This window comes from Sandaracinus amylolyticus, assembly GCF_021631985.1.
Classification (GTDB): domain Bacteria; phylum Myxococcota_A; class Polyangia; order Polyangiales; family Sandaracinaceae; genus Sandaracinus; species Sandaracinus amylolyticus_A.
The window spans coordinates 7,826,413-7,843,130 of record NZ_CP070225.1 but is presented as its reverse complement, the minus strand read 5'-3'; the positions used below and the strand labels follow the sequence as shown (position 1 = coordinate 7,843,130).

The window sequence follows — 16,718 nt, the reverse complement described above, 5'->3', positions numbered from 1 at the left end:
GCCCGTGGGATCGTGGAGATCACGAGGCCGAGCCGGGGGCGCGCGGCGCCCGGGACCCGCATGGACCGCGACAGCTCGCTGGGCGCAGAAGCACGAGGACCGATCGACTGGCTCCGCTCGCCGGTCGCGATCCGCACGCGCTGCCGCGACGTGCTCGCCGCCGGGCTCGACGCGCGCCTCGAGCACTTCGCGGTGCGGCTCGAGCGACTGCCCGCGGTCGTCACCCGGGTGGTGCGCATCACGCGCGCGACCCACCCCGATCTGCGGGTCCCGTATCACAGCCGCTGGAACCAGTTCCGCAGCGGTGGCGTGGATCGCGTGGCCGCGCTCGACGCGCGGATCGCGGCGCTGCCCGAGGACGAGCAGGCGCGGGTGCGCTTCGACCTCGCGATCACGAGCGTGCTGCTCGACACCGCGGCGGGGCCGCGCTGGTCGTACCTCGAGCGGGAGACCGGGCTTCGCTTCGAGCGCAGCGAGGGGCTGGCGATCGCGAGCCTGCGGATGTTCGAGGACGGCCTGTTCAGCGGCGAGCAGGGCGCGCTGCGGGCCGACGCCGACGGGCTCGACGCGCTCGAGCCCCGCGACGTCGCCGGCGGGTTCCAGGCGGGCCAGCGCAACCCGCTGCTCGGCCTCGATGGGCGCCTCGAGCTGCTCACGCGGCTCGGCTCGGCGCTGCGGGCGGCGCCCCATCTGTTCGGCGCGGACCGCCCCCGGCTCGGCGCGCTCTTCGATCACGTCTGCGCGAAGACGCAGGGCGGCATGGTGCCCGCGCGCCGCGTGCTCGCGGCGGTGCTCGAGGGGCTCGGCCCGATCTGGCCGGGACGCATCGAGCTCTTCGGCGTGAACCTCGGGGACGTGTGGCGGCACCCCGCGGCGGGCGGAGGCGCGCCCACCCACGGCCTCGTGCCGTTCCACGCGCTCTCGCAGCAGGTCGTGTACTCGCTCATCGAGCCGCTCGAGCGCGCGGGGCTGCGGGTCGAAGGGCTCGACGAGCTCACCGGCCTCGGCGAGTCGCGCAACGGCGGGCTCCTCGTCGACGAGGGCGTGCTGGTGCCGCGCCACGACGAGGTGCTCCAGCGCACGCACGCGCCGAGCAGCGAGGTGGTGGTCGAGTGGCGCGCGCTCACCGTCGCGCTGCTCGACCACGTCGCGGAGGACGTGCGCAGCGCGCTGCAGCTCGGCCCCGAGCAGCTCCCGATGTGCAAGGTGCTCGAGGGCGGCACCTGGTACGCGGGCCGCGAGGTCGCGCGCGAGCTGCGCGCGGACGGCGCGCCGCCGATCCGGGTCGAGACCGACGGGACCGTGATCTAACGAACGATCAACGCGCACGCGCAGCTCGCGCCGCGCAGGTCGACGTCGTTCGACATCAGGCACACCGCGCGTGCGCCCTCGATGCTGTGGGCGTTCACGAGGTGCACCTCGCCGGTCTCGAGGCGGCATGCGTACACGTCGCCCTCTTCCGGCACCGTCGCGACGAGCACCTCGTCGTCGTCGCTCGGCGTGCCGGTCGCGGCGTCGACGATCGCGCCGAGCAGCGCGCCGTCGAGCTCGCCCGCCGCGCGCACCGTCGATGGATGACCGCCCAGCGCCGCCGCCGCGATGCTGAAGCACCCGGACAGCGACGTCGCCAGCACCACCACGAGCGTCGACCGAACGAGAGCGCGCCCCACGGGCGAATCGTACGCGGGGCCCGCGCCCCCGCATTCCCGCGCTCAGCTCCGCGCGCGCGTCATCGTGCCGCCGCGCTCGCCGTCGAGCTCGAGCGAGCAGACGCGGCACACCGGCTTCTCCTTCGCGAGGCGGTGCAGCGGACTGCCCGCGAGGATGATCGCCATCATCGTCGGGATCATCACGCAGTAGTCCGACGCCATGAACGGGAAGAGCACCACGAGCAGCGCCATCATCCCGTACCAGGCGTAGAGCGCGGGCTTCCACCCCCGCCACGGAACGATCACGTCGACCACGTGGTCACATCGCCTGCAGTACATCGAGCACGCGTGAGAGGTCATGGAGGCGCTCCGTGGTTGGGCTCAGCGTCGCTCCACGCCAAGCCCTCACCACCGGAGATTCTGCACCAACCCATCACCGCGCCGCTCCCGGAAGCACGGCCCTCACTGCTCTTCCGCGATCGGCGAACGTACCGTCGCCCACCTGTCCTCGATCGTTCCCGCCCCAGCACCACACCTCGGCGTCGGTCCGCACGCACGCGTGGCTCGCGCCGACCGCGAGCTCTCGCAGCCCGACCGGCAGCCCGACGACCGCCGCGGGGGTCGCGTGATCGTTGCCCATGATCGTCCCGCGACCGAGCTGCCCGCGCGAGTCGTCGCCCCAACAGCGCACCCAGTCGGGCCCGCGCGCGCATCCGTGCTGGCGCCCGCCCGCGATCTGCACCGCGCCGTCGACGCCGTCGATCGTGATCGGCCGCGCGCTCTCGCTGATCCCGGTGCGCGCGAGCTGCAGGTCGTCGTTGTCGCCCCAGGCCCAGACATCGCCGTCGTCGGCGATCGCGTACCAGCCGTACGCGTAGCGATCGATCGACTCCGCCGCGAACGACTCCGCGATCGGGCCCGGTGCACCGTGATCGTCGTAGGGCCAGCCGTCGCCGAGCCGCCCCTCGATGTCCTCGCCCCAGCACACGACGCGACCCGTGCCCTCGATCGCGCACGTCGAGTCGTTGCCTCCGGCGATCGCTCGGGGCGCGCTCACGCCCCCGATGCGCACCGGCGACGAGCGGCTCAGCAGCTCGCCGGTCCCGCGATCGAAGTCGACCAGCGCGCCCCAGCACCAGATCTCGCCGCTGCTCGTGCGCGCGCACGAGTGCTCGTACCCGATGCCGAGCTCCACCACGCCGTCGAGCGGCACCTCGACCGGCGCATCGCGGTTCGTCGTCGTTCCGTCGCCGAGCTCGCCGCGCGCGTTCCAGCCCCAGCACCGCACGCGACCATCACGACCGAGCACGCACGCGTGGCGCTCGCCCACGCCGATCTCGATCGCGTCCTCGATGCCCGCGACCTCCGTCGGACGCGGCTGATCGGTGCGCGAGGAGTCGCCGAGCTGACCGGTCTCGTTCGCGCCCCAGCACGCGACGCGACCGCTCCTCCGCAGCGCGCACGAGTGCCACTCGCCGAGCGCGAGCTGCACCGCGGGATCGCCGCAGCTGCCGCGCAAGCACGCGACTCCGTCGCCGCACGCGTTGCCGCAGACGCCGCAGTGGTCGGGGTTCGCGTCGAGATCGAGCCCCTCGTCGATCACCCCGTCGCAGTCCTGGTCGACGCCGTCGCAGGTCTCGGCGGCGCCGGGATCTCCCACGCACGCGTCGCCCGCCATGCCCGCATCCGAGCCGCTCTGGGGAAGGCCGACGAACGGCGGCAGCCACGAGGGGTCGACGAAGACGTCGACGCAGCGTCCGTCGTCGCACGTCACGCCTTCGCCGCACGTGACCGCGGCGCACGCGCGCTCGAGCCGCACCACCAGCTCGAGCGAGCGATCGTGCTCGAACTCGGTGCGGATCACCCGCTCGACGACGGTGTTGCCGCCACGCGATGCGACCACGCGGATGTGCACCGGCGACAAGCGCGTCGTCGCCGGCGTGATCCCGAGCGTGAACGGAGGCCGGGGCGACTCCGGCGTGCCCAACGTCGCGCCCGCCCTCACGCGCTCGCCGCTCGGACCGAGCACGTGCACGTCGACGCGATCGATCTCGCTCGGTGCGCGCAGATCGGACTCGACGATCAGCACGATCTGCGTGACTGGGCGTGTGCACGCGCCGAGCGCGGTCGCGAACAGCGCGAGCGACACGAACGCAGCCGAGCGCAACGGGGCACGCGCCGACACGGCCTTCGAGCGTACCACCGTGCGAGGTCCGCCGGGTCACGCGGCGGGCTCACGGACGATCCGAGGTGCTCCTCCCGGCGCGCCGGTGAGACTCCGTAGTTCCGCGGGATACTTCAAAAAAGGGGTCTCACGATAGAGACAGATCCGAGTTTGGCTCCCGTCCTAGTGAGGTGACTCACTCTGCTCGTGATCGATTTCGGCGCGTGCTGCCAAGACGCCAAGACGTCCTTCGTGCACGTGCCTTTGGCCACTTTGGCAAGGCAAATGGCCCAATTGGTCCGCTCCGATCGTCTACGAAAATTTCGTATCGGGACGTTTCTGGAGCGTTACACAAGGAATAATTCGGCGACAGCGTCGTACCGTTCGTTTTCTTTCGGTGCTACCCCGGCGCTTCCCTCGCGGTGAGGGTCGGCCGTCGCAGCGTCCCACGTTGTATGTCCGGGACGACTCTGTAACCGACCTCCCACCGCGGCGCAGACGGTGAGGTGATCGGTGTACCGTTTCGTCTGGACCTCCGCGATCGTGGTCTCCGTGCTCGGAGCGCCAACCGCAGCGTTCGCGCAACCAGAGCTGATCGACGACCTGGGCGGGCCGACCGGCTTCGGCACGGACTGCCTGGCCCCGAACGACGACCAGTCGTCGCCTTCGATCGACATCACCAGTGCGTTCCCGGGCGGCCTGGAGTTCTTCGGCCGCCGCCACTCGCGCGTGTTCGTCAACACGAACGGGAACATCACGTTCAACGCGGCGCTGAGCACGTTCACGCCCGAGCCGATTCCGCTGCCCGCGACCTTCACGGGTCGCCAGCCGATGATCGCGCCGTATTGGGCCGACGTCGACATCCGCGGCGTGAGCGGCACGTGCGCGACGCGCACGACCAACGGCGTGTGGTGGCACCTCAGCGAGGGCCAGCTCGTCGTGACCTGGGATCGTGTCGGTTACTACAACCAGCACAACGATCTCCAGATGACGTTCCAGCTGATCATCCGCGAGGCCCGCTACTGCGGCATCCCGGGTGACTTCGACGTCGAGTTCCGCTTCACGCAGTGCGAGTGGGAGACCGGCGACGCGAGCAGCGGCTCGGGCGGCTTCGGCGGCACGCCGGCGCAGGTCGGCTTCGACGCCGCGAACGGCCTCGACTTCGTGACGATCCCCGGCTCGCGCGTGAACGGCATCAGCCGCGTGATGTGCGACCAGTCGAACGTCGGTGAGCCCGGAGTGTGGCGCTTCGCGATCCGCCGCGGCGAGGTCGAGTGCCCCGACGCCGGCGACATCTGCACGGTGCCCGGCCAGATCGGTCAGTGCGCCGACGGCCGCACGCAGTGCGAGGGCTCGGGCGTCGTCTGCGAGGCGCTCGTCGGCCCGACCGAGGAGACCTGCGACTCGTACGACAACGACTGCGACGGCACGACGGACGAGGGCGAGAACACCGTGCTCTGCCCCGGCCTGCAGGTGTGCGATCGCGGCCGCTGCATCGACCCGTGCTTCGAGGGCGGATGCTCCGAGGGCTACACGTGCAGCGAGTCGGGCGTGTGCCTCGAGAACGCGTGCGAAGGCGTGACCTGCGAGGCGGGTCAGCGCTGCATCGGCGGCACCTGCGGTGACGTCTGCGCGGGCGTGGTGTGCCCCGACGGCCAGAGCTGCGTCGGCGGTCGCTGCGAGGATCTCTGCGCGAACATCGAGTGCGGCCAGTGCCAGATCTGCGACGCGGGCTCGTGCATCACGCGCTGCGAGGTCGCGGGATGCCGTAGCGGCGAGGCGTGTGACGAGACCGGTCGCTGCGTCGAGGAAGCGTGCCTCGGCGTCATCTGCGGACCGAATCGTTCGTGCCGCGGCGGTCGCTGCGTGAGCTCGTGCGAGGACGTCGTCTGCCCGATGGGCCAGATGTGCGTCGACGGCGTCTGCGAGCGCGAGGTGCCGGTGATGCCGGACGCGGGCGAGCGCCCCGACGCGTACGTGCCGCAGCCGTTCGACGCGGGCATGCCCGACTCGGGCTCGCACGCGCCGCCGCCTCCGGGCGATGGCTGTGGCTGCTCGGTCCCCGGCGGGACGCAGAGCTCGGTGCCCACGACGTGGATGCTCGTGCTGGCGATCGGTGTCGTGCTCGCGGTGCGGCGGCGGGGCGCGCAGCTGCTCCCTTTCGTCGTGGCCGGCGCGCTGGCGGCGAGCGCGGCGGCGTGCACGACGCGTCCCGAGGGCAACGACCCGATGGACGATCCCTGCGGCGACGGGACCGTCACGTTCCCCGAGCTCTGTGACGACGGCGGCGACGCCGACGGCGACGGCTGCTCGGCCCTCTGCTTCGTCGAGAGCGGTTTCACGTGCACCGGCTCGCCGAGCGTGTGCACCGAGATCGGCGAGGAGCCCGTTTGCGGCAACCGCGCGATCGAGGCCGGCGAGGAGTGCGACGACGGCACCGAGAGCGTCGAGTGCGACCTCGACTGCACGCGCGCGGTGTGCGGCGACGGCGAGCTGAACCGCCGCGCCGGCGAAGAGTGCGACGACGAGAACGACGTCGACGGCGACGGCTGCAGCGCGGTGTGCTCGATCGAGCCGCGCACCTGCGGCGACGGAACCTGCGACGCGGGCGAGACGTGCACGAACTGCGTGCCCGACTGCGCGGAGACCGCCGCATGCGTCGACTGCTCGGTCGACTACGACGGTGACGGCGCGTTCGACTCGGCGTGCGGCGGCACCGACTGCAACGACAGCGATCCGAACGTGCACCCCGGCGCGACCGAGGTGCCGTGCAACCGGATCGACGAGGACTGCTCGACGACCACGCTCGACGCGGTCGATGCCGACGGCGATCGCTCGTCGTGCAACTTCGACTGCGACGACAACGACCCGATGCGCTCGCCGCTCTTCCTCGAGCTCTGCTCGGACGGCATCGACAACGACTGCGCCGAGCGCACGACCGACGTGTTCGACGCCGACGGCGACGGCGCGACGTGCGACGTGGACTGCGACGACTACCGCGCGACCACGTGCCCCGACTGCGACGAGCTCTGCAACAACACGCTCGACGACGACTGCGATCCGTCGACGCCCGATCGCTTCGACGGCGACGGCGACACGTCGAGCTGCGAGGTCGACTGCGACGACGACGATCCGCGCCGCCGTCCCGGCGGGAGCGAGATCTGCGACGGGCTCGACAACGACTGCGACGGGCTGCTCGACGGCACGAACGAGGACGACGATCGCGACGGCCACGCGGACGTCGCGTGCGGCGCGGCGTGCGTCGGTCGCTGCGGCGACTGCCTCGACACGAACGCGGCGGTTCACCCCGACTCGCACGAGGTCTGCGGCAACGTCATCGACGACGACTGCGACGCGGCGACGCTCGACGATGTCGTGGACCTCGACTCCGATGGCGCGTTCTGCGACATCGACTGCGACGACGGCGACGCGACGCTCGTGCCGAACGCGGCGGGTGTCTGCGGGACGCCCTTCGCGTACGTGCAGGGCTTCGAGACCGACGCGGGCGGCTGGGCCGGCACGGGGAGCTGGGCGCGAGGCCGTCCGACGAAGGACTTCATCACGCGCGCCGGCGAGGGCGAGAACGCCTGGGTCACGAACCTCACGGCGGACTACCCGGACAACGAGACCTCGTACCTCACGTCGCCGGTGATCGACATGAGCACCGCGACGACCGACGTCGTGCTCTCGTTCGCGCACATCTTCGAGACGGAGTCGTGCTGCGACCGCAGCTGGCTCGAGCTCTCGCTCAACGGCGGCTCGACCTGGACGAAGGTCGGCATGGTCGGCCAGGGCACCAACTGGTACGGCGACACCAGCAACCAGGCGTGGGCGGGAACGAGCGGCGAGGCGGGCGTCTGGCGCCGCGCGTCGATCACGCTGCCCGGCACGGCGAGGCAGGCGAACGTGCGGCTGCGGTTCTACTTCCGCACCGACACCAGCAGCGTCCGTGACGGCTTCGGCGTGGACGACATCCGCATGGGCGATCAGCTGCCGGATCTCGCCGTCACCGCGGTCGCGGTGAGCTCGGCGAACGCGTGCGCGGGCGTCGCCACGCCGGTGACGGCGTCGGTGCAGAACACGGGCACCACGACGATCGGCGCGTACGACCTCTCGTACGCGATCGATGCCGGCGCGCCGATCACCGAGCGCGTCACGCGCACGCTGCGTCCCGGTCAGATCTACGAGCACACGTTCGCGACGCCGGCCGTCCTGCCGGCGGGCACGCCGATGGTGCGCGTGACGGTCGCGCTCGCGGGCGATCTCGCGCCCTCGAACGACTCGCGCTCGGCGGCGACCGCCATCTCCCCGGTGATCGCGGTCTCCGCCGGCGCGACGTACCTCGAGGGCTTCGAGGGCGGCGCCGGGGGCTGGCTCGCGGGCGGGACCAACAGCTCGTGGGCGCGCGGCGTGCCGATGAACACGTTCATCGACATGGCGGGCGCGGGCACGAACGCGTGGGTCACCAACCTGACCGGCCCCTACAACAGCAACGAGCGCAGCTTCGTGACGTCGCCCTGCTTCGACTTCAGCGCGCTCGCGACCGATCCGACGCTCTCCATGCTGCTCGTGCACAAGACGCGCAGCTCGGGTGACAGCGGCTGGATCGAGGTGTCGCTCGACGGCACGTGGACGAAGCTCGGCGCCGCCGGCGAGGGCACGAACTGGTACGGCGACGCCGCCAACAGCGTCTGGCGCGGCACCAGTGAGCCGATGGGCAACTGGGTGACCGCCTCGCACGTCGTGACCGGCTCCGCCGGGCTCCCCGTCGTCCGCTTCCGCTTCGTGTTCCAGTCCGACGGAAGCGGCACCGACGAAGGCTTCGGCTTCGACGCAGTGGGCATCACGCCCTGAGCCCGCAGCGCGTCCATCGGCGCGTGAGGACCGCGACGGTCCGCTCCAACCGGAGCGGACCGGTCGCGTTGTGTTTTCCTTTTTCGTTCGGCGCGCCGCGCCGGAGCGGAGGTGGTGGGATGGGAAGGATGAGACGGTGGCTCGCCGTCTGCTGTTATGCCGGCTGCATCGCAGCGCTCACGGCTTGCGGCGACGACGACGGGACGGGAACGGACGCAGGTGAGATCGGGCAGGACGCGGGGCCGGACGGCTCGACGACCGACCCGTGCGCGGGGCGTGCGCTCTGCGACGAAGCCGGCACGAGCTGCGACGGCGACACGCTCGTCACGTGCGCGGAGGACGCGGACGGATGCCTCGTCGCGACGCGCAACGGGTGCGGCGCCGAGGGGGACGTCTGCGACGACACCAGCGGCACCGCCGCTTGCGTCGACCCATGCTCGCTGATCCCGGCCGAGCAGCGCTGCGAGACCGACGGCGCGCGCAGCTGCGACGGCGACTCGCTCGAGATCTGCGGCGCGAACGCCGATGGCTGCTTCGTGCTGACGGCGACCGACTGCAGCGAAGCTCCCGGCGGCACCTGCAACCCCAACGGGGGAACCGCGGGTGACATGCCCGTGTGCGCGATGCCGGCCGATCCTTGCGCCGACGTGCCCGCGGCCGACCGCTGCGACACGGCGGGCACGAGCTGCGACGGCGACGCGCTCGTCGCGTGCGCGCCGAACGCGTTCGGCTGTCTCGTCACGACGCGCACGACGTGCACCGACCGCGCGGGCGGCGCGTGCGACGCGAGCGGCGCGACCGCGATCTGCACCGCGACGGATGCATGCGCGGGCCTGGAGCTCTGCGACACGGCGGGCACGAGCTGCGACGGCCCCGAGCTCGTCTCCTGCGCTCCCGACGCGTTCGGGTGCCTCGTCGAGACGCGCGCGGACTGCACCGACGCGACGTTCGGCTTCTGCGACGCCGACGCGACCCCGGCCGCGCAGTGCAGCACCGCTGCGGTCGATCCCTGCATGGGCACGACCGCGTGCGGCACCGAGCCCTCGCGCGTCTGCACCGACGCCGCGACGCTCACGGTGTGCGCGCCGAACGCGTTCGGCTGCTTCGTCGAGACCACGACCGCGTGCGCGCCCGAGATCTGCGACGCGTCGAGCGGAACGGCCGCGTGTCTGGATCCCTGCTCGCTCGTCGAGACGTGCCCCGCGGCGCTCTCGTGCGACGGCGACGACCTCGTGACCTGCGAGGCGAACCCGCAGGGCTGCCTCGTCGAGACCTCGCGCGCGACGTGCGTCGAGAGCTGCGGCGTGAGCGGCGGAAATCCGGCCTGCGTGGACACGCTCTGCCCCTCGGCCGAGCCGATCCTGCTCGACTGCACGAGCGGCACCATCACCGGCAACACCGAGGGCGGACCGACGGTGTTCGGCGGCTCGACCAACGCGTGCACCAGCACGACGTTCGCGGGCGCCGAGCGCGCGTACCGCTTCCGCAACACCGGGCCGAATCGCGCGATCGTCGAGATCACGACGACGCGCGGAGCGGGCACCGGCGACTTCGACCTCTTCGTCATCGGCGCGGGCGCCGAGACGCTCGTGTGCACCGACGAGTCGCTCGCGTGTCTCGACACGAGCACCGGCACCGGCGCGACCGAGACCGTCGAGTTCCTCGCGGCACCGGGCGAGACCGCGTACGTGGTCTACGACCTCTACACGACGACCCTGTCGACCACCGACTTCACGCTCGCCGTGACCTGCACGGAGATCGTGTGCGGTGACGGTGCGCTCGGCGACGGCGAGCTCTGCGACGACGGCAACACGGCCGCCGGCGATGGCTGCAGCCCGAGCTGCGCGCCCGAGTCGGGCTACGGCTGCGGCGGCGAGCCCTCCGTGTGTGCACCGCTCGCGCCGAACGCGGCGTGCGTCGGCGCGACCGCGGTCACCGCCACCGGGACGCTCACGGGCCAGAACATCGCGATCGGCGGCGCGCGCCCCCAGGGCACGGGCTGCGGCACCGTCGAGGGCAATCAGGCGCTCTACTACGCGGTTTCGATCCCGCCGACGAGCACCGTGTCGATCGCGGTGACGCCCGACGCGACGACCGCTCCCGACCTCGTCCTGCTCGCGCAGGACGCGTGCGACGCGACCGCGTGCACGCAGCGCGACGACAGCGACCCCGAGCGCATGGTGCTCTCGAACCTCACGACCTCGGCGGTGACCCGCTTCGTCACGGTCCACGCGGCCGAGCTGGGGACGGCGGGGACCTTCGACATCGCGTTCACGTACGCGTCGTTCGCGGACAACTCGATCTGCGCGGGCGGTGAGGTCGTCAGCGGCACCCGCACCATCACCGGCGAAGACGTGTCGATCGGCGGGCCGCGCCCCCAGGGCACCGGCTGCGGCACCACCGCGGGCAACAGCGCGCTCTACTACCAGGTGCAGATCCCGCCGCTGCAGGCGGTCGCGATCGCGGTGACGCCGGATCCCACGGCCGATCCCGACCTCGTGCTGCTCGCGCAGAACGCGTGCGGCGACACGTCGTGCACGCTGCGCGACGACAGCGATCCCGAGCGGGCGCGCATCGCGAACGCGACCGGGTCCACCGTGACGCACATCGTCGCGGTCCACAGCCGTCTCGCGGCCGACGTCGGCCCGTTCGACATCGCGTTCACGTACGCGGACCTCGCGGACAATGCCGGGTGCAGCACGGCGGAGCCGGTCACCGGCACCCGCACGATCACGGGTGAGGACCTCTCGGTCGGCGGCCCGCGCCCGCAGGGTGACGTCTGCGGCACCGGCGGCGGCAACACCGCGCTCTACTACGCGGTGACGATCCCGCCCCGCAACGCCGTCGACGTCGTCACGACGCCTGCGAGCGGCAGCAACATCACGCTGCTGACGCAGGAGGCGTGCGGCGCCGTCGCGTGCACCTCGCGCACCGACAGCTCGCCGGAGCGCACGCGCCTGGTGAACGGTGGGGACGCGCCGATCACCCGGATCGTCGCGGTTCACAGCGCGGTGACGGCCGGCACCGGCACCTTCGACATCGCGTTCAACTACTCGACCCTGTCGGACTACGCGGTGTGCTCGGGCGCGGAGCCGGTCTCCGGCACGCGCACGCTCACGGGTGAGAGCGTCGCGCTCGGCGGGCCCCGCCCGGTGGGCACGGGCTGCAGCACCGACGGCGGCGAGAACACCCTGTACTACTCGGTCACGGTCCCGCCGCTCTCGGCGGTCGACGTGACCACGACGGTCGCCGGCGGCGCCGACATCGTGCTGCTGACGCAGGACGCGTGCGGCGCGGGGGCGTGCACGTCGCGCGACGCGAGCGCGCCGGAGACCGGGACCCTGGTCAACGGCACCGGCTCGAACATCACGCGCATCGTCGCGGTCCACGGCGCGGCGATCACGACCGGCGGCACGTTCGACATCACGTTCACCGAGCGCGCGATCCAGTGCGGCGACGGTCGCCGCGAGGGTCCCGAGGTGTGCGACGACGGCGATCTCGACAACGGTGACGGTTGCTCGAGCACCTGCACCGCCGAGACCGGCTTCCTCTGCGACACCGCGTCGCCGTCGGTCTGCCGCGCGGTCGCCGCGCACGCGTTCTGCTCCGGCGCGCTCGCCGTGACGGCCAACGCGTCGTTCACCGGTGAGAACGCAGCGGCCGCCGGGCCCCGCCCGCAGGGCGACGGCTGCGGCACGAACAGCGGCAATCGCTCGCTCTACTACGCCGTCACCGTCCCGCCCGCGACCCGCGTGACGGTGACGACCGCCGGTACGACCGACCGCGTGCTGCTCCTGCAGGACGCGTGCGGCGCTGCCGAATGCACGTACCGCACGGACTCCTCGCCGGAGACCGCGGTGCTGCGCAACGACACTGCGGCCCCGATCACCCAGATCGTCTCGGTCCACCTGTACTCGGCGACCTCGGGCACCTGGGACATCGCGTTCAACTACTCGACGTACTCCTGCGGCGACGGGCGCACCGACGGCACCGAGACGTGTGACGACGGGAACACGGTCGCGGGCGACGGGTGCTCGAGCACCTGTCAGTACGAGAGCGGCTACGCGTGCGCGGGCGAGCCGTCGGCGTGCGTGCTGGGCGCGGGCAACGCGTACTGCGCGACCGCCGAGGTGATCACCACGAACACCACGTTCACGGGTGAGAGCACGGCAGCGGGCGGGACCCGTCCGACCGGCTCGCTCTGCGGGTTCGGTGCGGGCGCTCGCGCGCTGTACTACTCGGTGCAGATCCCGGCCGGCCAGCAGGTCGTCGTCCAGACGACGCCGAGCGCCGACGTCGTCCTGTTCACGCAGGACTCGTGCAGCAACCAGTGCACGTACAGCACCGACGCGTCGCCGGAGCGCGTGGTGCTCTCGAACACGGGCACGTCGACGATCACGCGGATCGTGGGTGTGCGTCCGTACGGGACGCCTACGACGCTGCCGACGTTCGACATCTCGTTCACGTACTCGCCCGGGTTCGTCGCGATCAGCGGCGCGTGCGTGGACACCGCGAGCGGGACCGCGCTGTCGATCACCGGTGACGACGCGGTCTCCTCGAGCGCGGCGCTGCCGTTCGCGTTCACCTTCTTCGGCGCGGCGGTGACGCACTTCACCGCGAGCACGAACGGTCTGCTCCAGCTGACCGTCGGCTCGAGCAGCGGCTCGACCTCGTCGAGCAACCAGCTGCTGCCGAACACCAGCACGCCGAACGGTCTCGTCGCGGCGTTCTGGGACGACGTCGCGATCCCGGGCGGAAGCTCGGTGCGCACGCTGGTCAGCGGCGCGGCGGGCAGCCGTCGCTTCGTGGTCGCGTGGAACGCCGCCGAGGTGGAGAGCGTCCCGGGGAGCCGGATGTCGTTCCAGGCACACCTGGTCGAGGGCACGAACCAGGTCGAGCTGCACTACTGCTCGGCGTCCGGCACGACCGGGTCGCTGCGCGGCTCGGGCGCGACGATCGGCCTGGAGAACGGCGCTGGCACCGCGGGTGTGGTGATCTCGCAGGACATGGTCGGACCGATCGCGCCGGGCGCGGGCTTCCGCTACACGCCGACGCCGTGATCGTGAGACGAGGCGCGCGGATGCGCGCCGGATGAGCCGTCGTGAGGCCCCCGTCGCGTGAGCGGCGGGGGCCTCCGCGTTCGGGGGGGATGAGGGGCGGCGGGCCGCGCAGGGGCGTAAGCTCCTCGTGGTGCCGCCGTTGCGCCGTCACGGAACCCGCTCTCGTCGCCACGTGGACGCGGGGGGCTCTCGCTCCGGAAGTGAAATCGACGCCCGGCCGTCTCGTCGGACGCGGGGTCGATCGATCCAAGGGACGGAGGGCCGGGAACGATCGGATGGATCGATCGTCTGAGCCGGACGGAGGCGCGGTGGGCGACGAGCGGCGAGAGCTAGAGGAGGCGTCGGGCGAGCGGGACACCACGCCCGAGCGCGTCGCCGACGACGCGGTCTCCACGCCGGACCCGGGGGAGGGCGCGGCGCTGCCCGCCTCGATCGAGCGCGAGGTGCAGCGCATCCGGGCGCGGGTGCTGCGCTTCCTGGTGCTCGACGGTGCGCTCTCCGGTGTGGGCGCGGGTGTCGCGATCGGCGTGCCTGCGGCGATGGTGCTCGACGTCGCGGGATGGCCGGTCGCGCCCGCGCTGGGCCTCGCGGGCGCGGCGGCGCTGGTGGTGAGCGTGGTCGAGGTGCGACGGCGCCTGCTCGATCGGGTGCGCGCCGCGATGGTGCTCGATCGACTGCTCGACGCGAAGGATCGCTTCGCGAGCGCGGTGTCGTTCGCGGGCGCCGACGATCCGCCGGCGCTGCATCGGCTGCAGATCAAAGAAGCCGCGGAGTTCCTCGCCGAGCGCGTGCCGGTGCCCGATGCGCCGCGGCCGCGCTTCCGCTCCGCGCGCTGGATGGTCGCGGCGGTGACCGCGGTGGCGATCGCGGTGCCGCTGCGCGTCGCGTGGCCCGCGTTCGTCGCGTGGGCGCGCGAGGCGATGGGCGAGGACGAGACGCCGCGCAGCGCGGAGGAGATCGCCGACGCGGCCGAGGCGCTGCGTCGCGAGCTCGAGCGCGACCCCGCGCGCCGCGTGGACCAGGAGATCAACGAGCTCGAGCACGCGCTGGAGCGTGAGCGCGAGCGCGTGCAGCGCAGCCGCACCGAGGCGCTGGAGCGCGCGGCCGAGGCGATCGAGCGCGCGATGGGGATCGCGCCGCAACCGGACGCGCAGAGCGCCGAGAGCGCGGGCGAGACGAGCGACGGCGAGAGCGCGCCGACGGTGGAGTCGGTCGAGGGCGCGCCGCCGGAGCTCGCGTCGGAGCGACTGCGCGAGGCGTGGGAAGAGGCGCAGCGCGCGCGCGAGGCCTGGCGCGAGGCCGCGATGCGTCCCGGCACGACGCCCGAGGAGGTCGCGCGGCTGCAGACCGAGGCGCAGCGCGCGCAGATGGACGCGCTGCGCATGGCCGAGCAGGAGCGCGGCTGGCGCGAGGCGCAGGCGCAGCACGAGCCGGGCGATCCGGAAGATGGCGACGGCGACGGCGAGGTCGATCCCGACGCGGCTGAGGCTGCGGAGCGGGGCGACGAGGGCGAGCAGCTCGCGCAAGCCGTCGATCGGCTCGATCGCGCGATCGGCTCGATGGATCGCACCGATCAGGACACCGGCGTGCCGGGCCCGGAGGTCGGTCAGGGGCTCGAGCGGGCGTCGGGCGAGATCGGCGAGCACACGCCGGAGACCGCACAGGCGCTCGCGGATGCGGCGGCGGCGCGCGAGCGCGGCGACGCAGATGCGATGGATCGCGCGCTCGAGCGCGCGAGAGAGTCACTGCGCCGCGAGGCCGGTCGCGAGACGCGCGAGCTCGCGGAAGCGCGCGAGCGGCTGTCGCGGTTGCACGACCAGATGGCGGAGCGGGCGGGCCAGGACGCGCGCGAGCAGCTCGCCCAGGCGGGGCAAGAGGGGCAGTCGGGGCAAGAGGGGCAGTCGGGGCAAGAGGGCCAGTCGGGCTCGGAGGGCCAGTCGGGCTCGGAGGGCCAATCGGGGCAAGAGGGGCAATCGGGCTCGGAGGGGCAGTCGGGGCAAGAGGGGCAGTCGGGCTCGGAGGGCCAGTCGGGCTCGGAGGGGCAATCGGGCTCGGAGGGTCAATCGGGCTCGGAGGGCCAGTCGGGCGAGTCCGGGGAATCCGGGCAATCCGGGGAATCCGGGCAAGCGGGTCAGTCGGGGCAATCGAGCGAGTCCGGGCAGTCGGGTCAAGCGAACCAATCGGGCCAATCGGGTCAAGCGGGCCAGTCGGGTCAAGCGGGCCAGTCGGGTCAAGCGGGCCAATCGGGTCAAGCGGGCCAATCGGGTCAAGCGGGCCAATCGGGTCAAGCGGGCCAGTCGGGTCAAGCGGGCCAGTCGGGTCAAGCTGGGCAGTCGGGCCAGGCGGGGCAGTCGGGTCAAGCGGGCCAGTCGGGTCAAGCTGGGCAGTCGGGCCAAGCGGGGCAGTCCGGTCAAGGTCAGGGCCAAGGCGAAGGTCAGGGACAAGGCCAAGGCGAAGGTCAGGGACAAGGCCAGGGCCAGGGCGAAGGTCAGGGACAAGGCCAGGGCCAGGGCGAAGGCCAGGGACAAGGCCAAGGCGAAGGTCAGGGACAAGGCCAGGGCCAGGGCGGCGACGGCCAGGGCGGCGGTCAGCCCACGCACGGCTGGGGCAGTGGCGCCGCCGGCGATCCCGGTCTCGCCGCGGCACAGGCCGCCGGCGCTTCGTCCGAGGGCGTCCAGGTCGACCCCGGCACCGACCCCGCGCAGTCCGCCGAGCTCGGCGCGCAGCCCGATCCGATGGGCCTGCTCCCCGGCGCATCGCGTCTCCCCGGCCGCGGTGGGATGCGCATGGACGCGGTGACCGGCGGCGCCGCGGGCGAGGGCTCGGGCGTGGTCGGTGGCTCGAGCGGTGATGCACCGCGCGTCGGCGGAGGCACTCGCGTGCCCGGCTCGCTGCGCGCGTACGTCCAACGATATCTCCGCGCGCTCCAGGGGCGTGGCGGCGAGCAGGAGAGCAGTCCGCGCTGAGCGCGCGCGACCTGCGGAGGAAATC

7 protein-coding genes are annotated in these 16,718 nt (G+C 72.5%); 4 read left to right on the top strand and 3 right to left on the bottom strand.

Features of this window, described 5'->3' with window-relative positions:
• The first annotated feature begins 60 nt into the window (after nucleotides 1-60).
• A complete protein-coding gene (locus tag I5071_RS33090) occupies nucleotides 61-1,311 on the top strand; it encodes a DUF1688 family protein (RefSeq protein ID WP_236517272.1) in 1,251 nt (416 codons plus the stop codon).
• Here the strand turns inward: I5071_RS33090 and I5071_RS33085 are convergent.
• The 3 genes from I5071_RS33085 to I5071_RS33075 all read right to left on the bottom strand — a co-directional run bounded on the left by I5071_RS33085 (nucleotide 1,308) and on the right by I5071_RS33075 (nucleotide 3,834).
• Nucleotides 1,308-1,670, bottom strand: a complete 363-nt coding sequence (locus I5071_RS33085; RefSeq protein ID WP_236517271.1) for a hypothetical protein — start codon at nucleotides 1,668-1,670, stop codon at nucleotides 1,308-1,310. The two genes, I5071_RS33090 and I5071_RS33085, sit on opposite strands and share 4 nt — an antisense overlap.
• Nucleotides 1,671-1,712: 42 nt before the next feature.
• On the bottom strand, nucleotides 1,713-2,009 hold the full coding sequence (locus I5071_RS33080; protein ID WP_236517270.1) for a hypothetical protein: 297 nt from the start codon (nucleotides 2,007-2,009) through the stop codon (nucleotides 1,713-1,715).
• A 73-nt stretch (nucleotides 2,010-2,082) separates the two neighbouring features.
• On the bottom strand, nucleotides 2,083-3,834 hold the full coding sequence (locus I5071_RS33075; RefSeq protein WP_236517269.1) for a MopE-related protein: 1,752 nt from the start codon (nucleotides 3,832-3,834) through the stop codon (nucleotides 2,083-2,085).
• A 492-nt stretch (nucleotides 3,835-4,326) separates the two neighbouring features.
• Here I5071_RS33075 and I5071_RS33070 point away from each other — a divergent pair, with 492 nt between their 5' ends.
• The 3 genes from I5071_RS33070 to I5071_RS33060 all read left to right on the top strand — a co-directional run bounded on the left by I5071_RS33070 (nucleotide 4,327) and on the right by I5071_RS33060 (nucleotide 16,693).
• The gene (locus I5071_RS33070; protein ID WP_236517268.1) at nucleotides 4,327-8,667 is read left to right on the top strand and encodes a nidogen-like domain-containing protein; all 4,341 of its coding nucleotides are present in this window, start codon (nucleotides 4,327-4,329) and stop codon (nucleotides 8,665-8,667) included.
• Nucleotides 8,668-8,795: 128 nt separating this feature from the next.
• Nucleotides 8,796-13,727: a DUF4215 domain-containing protein gene (locus I5071_RS33065; RefSeq protein ID WP_236517267.1), complete on the top strand. Its 4,932-nt coding sequence runs from the start codon at nucleotides 8,796-8,798 to the stop codon at nucleotides 13,725-13,727.
• 275 nt (nucleotides 13,728-14,002) lie between these two features.
• A complete protein-coding gene (locus tag I5071_RS33060; protein WP_236517266.1) occupies nucleotides 14,003-16,693 on the top strand; it encodes a collagen-like protein in 2,691 nt (896 codons plus the stop codon).
• Nucleotides 16,694-16,718 lie beyond the last annotated feature (25 nt).

What these genes read in the sequence shown, in the direction of transcription:
- I5071_RS33090 (WP_236517272.1), top strand. Translation starts at nt 61, where the DNA reads ATGGACCGCGACAGCTCGCTGGGCGCAGAAGCACGAGGACCGATCGAC.
- I5071_RS33080 (WP_236517270.1), bottom strand. Translation starts at nt 2,009, where the DNA reads ATGACCTCTCACGCGTGCTCGATGTACTGCAGGCGATGTGACCACGTG.
- I5071_RS33065 (WP_236517267.1), top strand. Translation starts at nt 8,796, where the DNA reads ATGAGACGGTGGCTCGCCGTCTGCTGTTATGCCGGCTGCATCGCAGCG.
- I5071_RS33060 (WP_236517266.1), top strand. Translation starts at nt 14,003, where the DNA reads ATGGATCGATCGTCTGAGCCGGACGGAGGCGCGGTGGGCGACGAGCGG.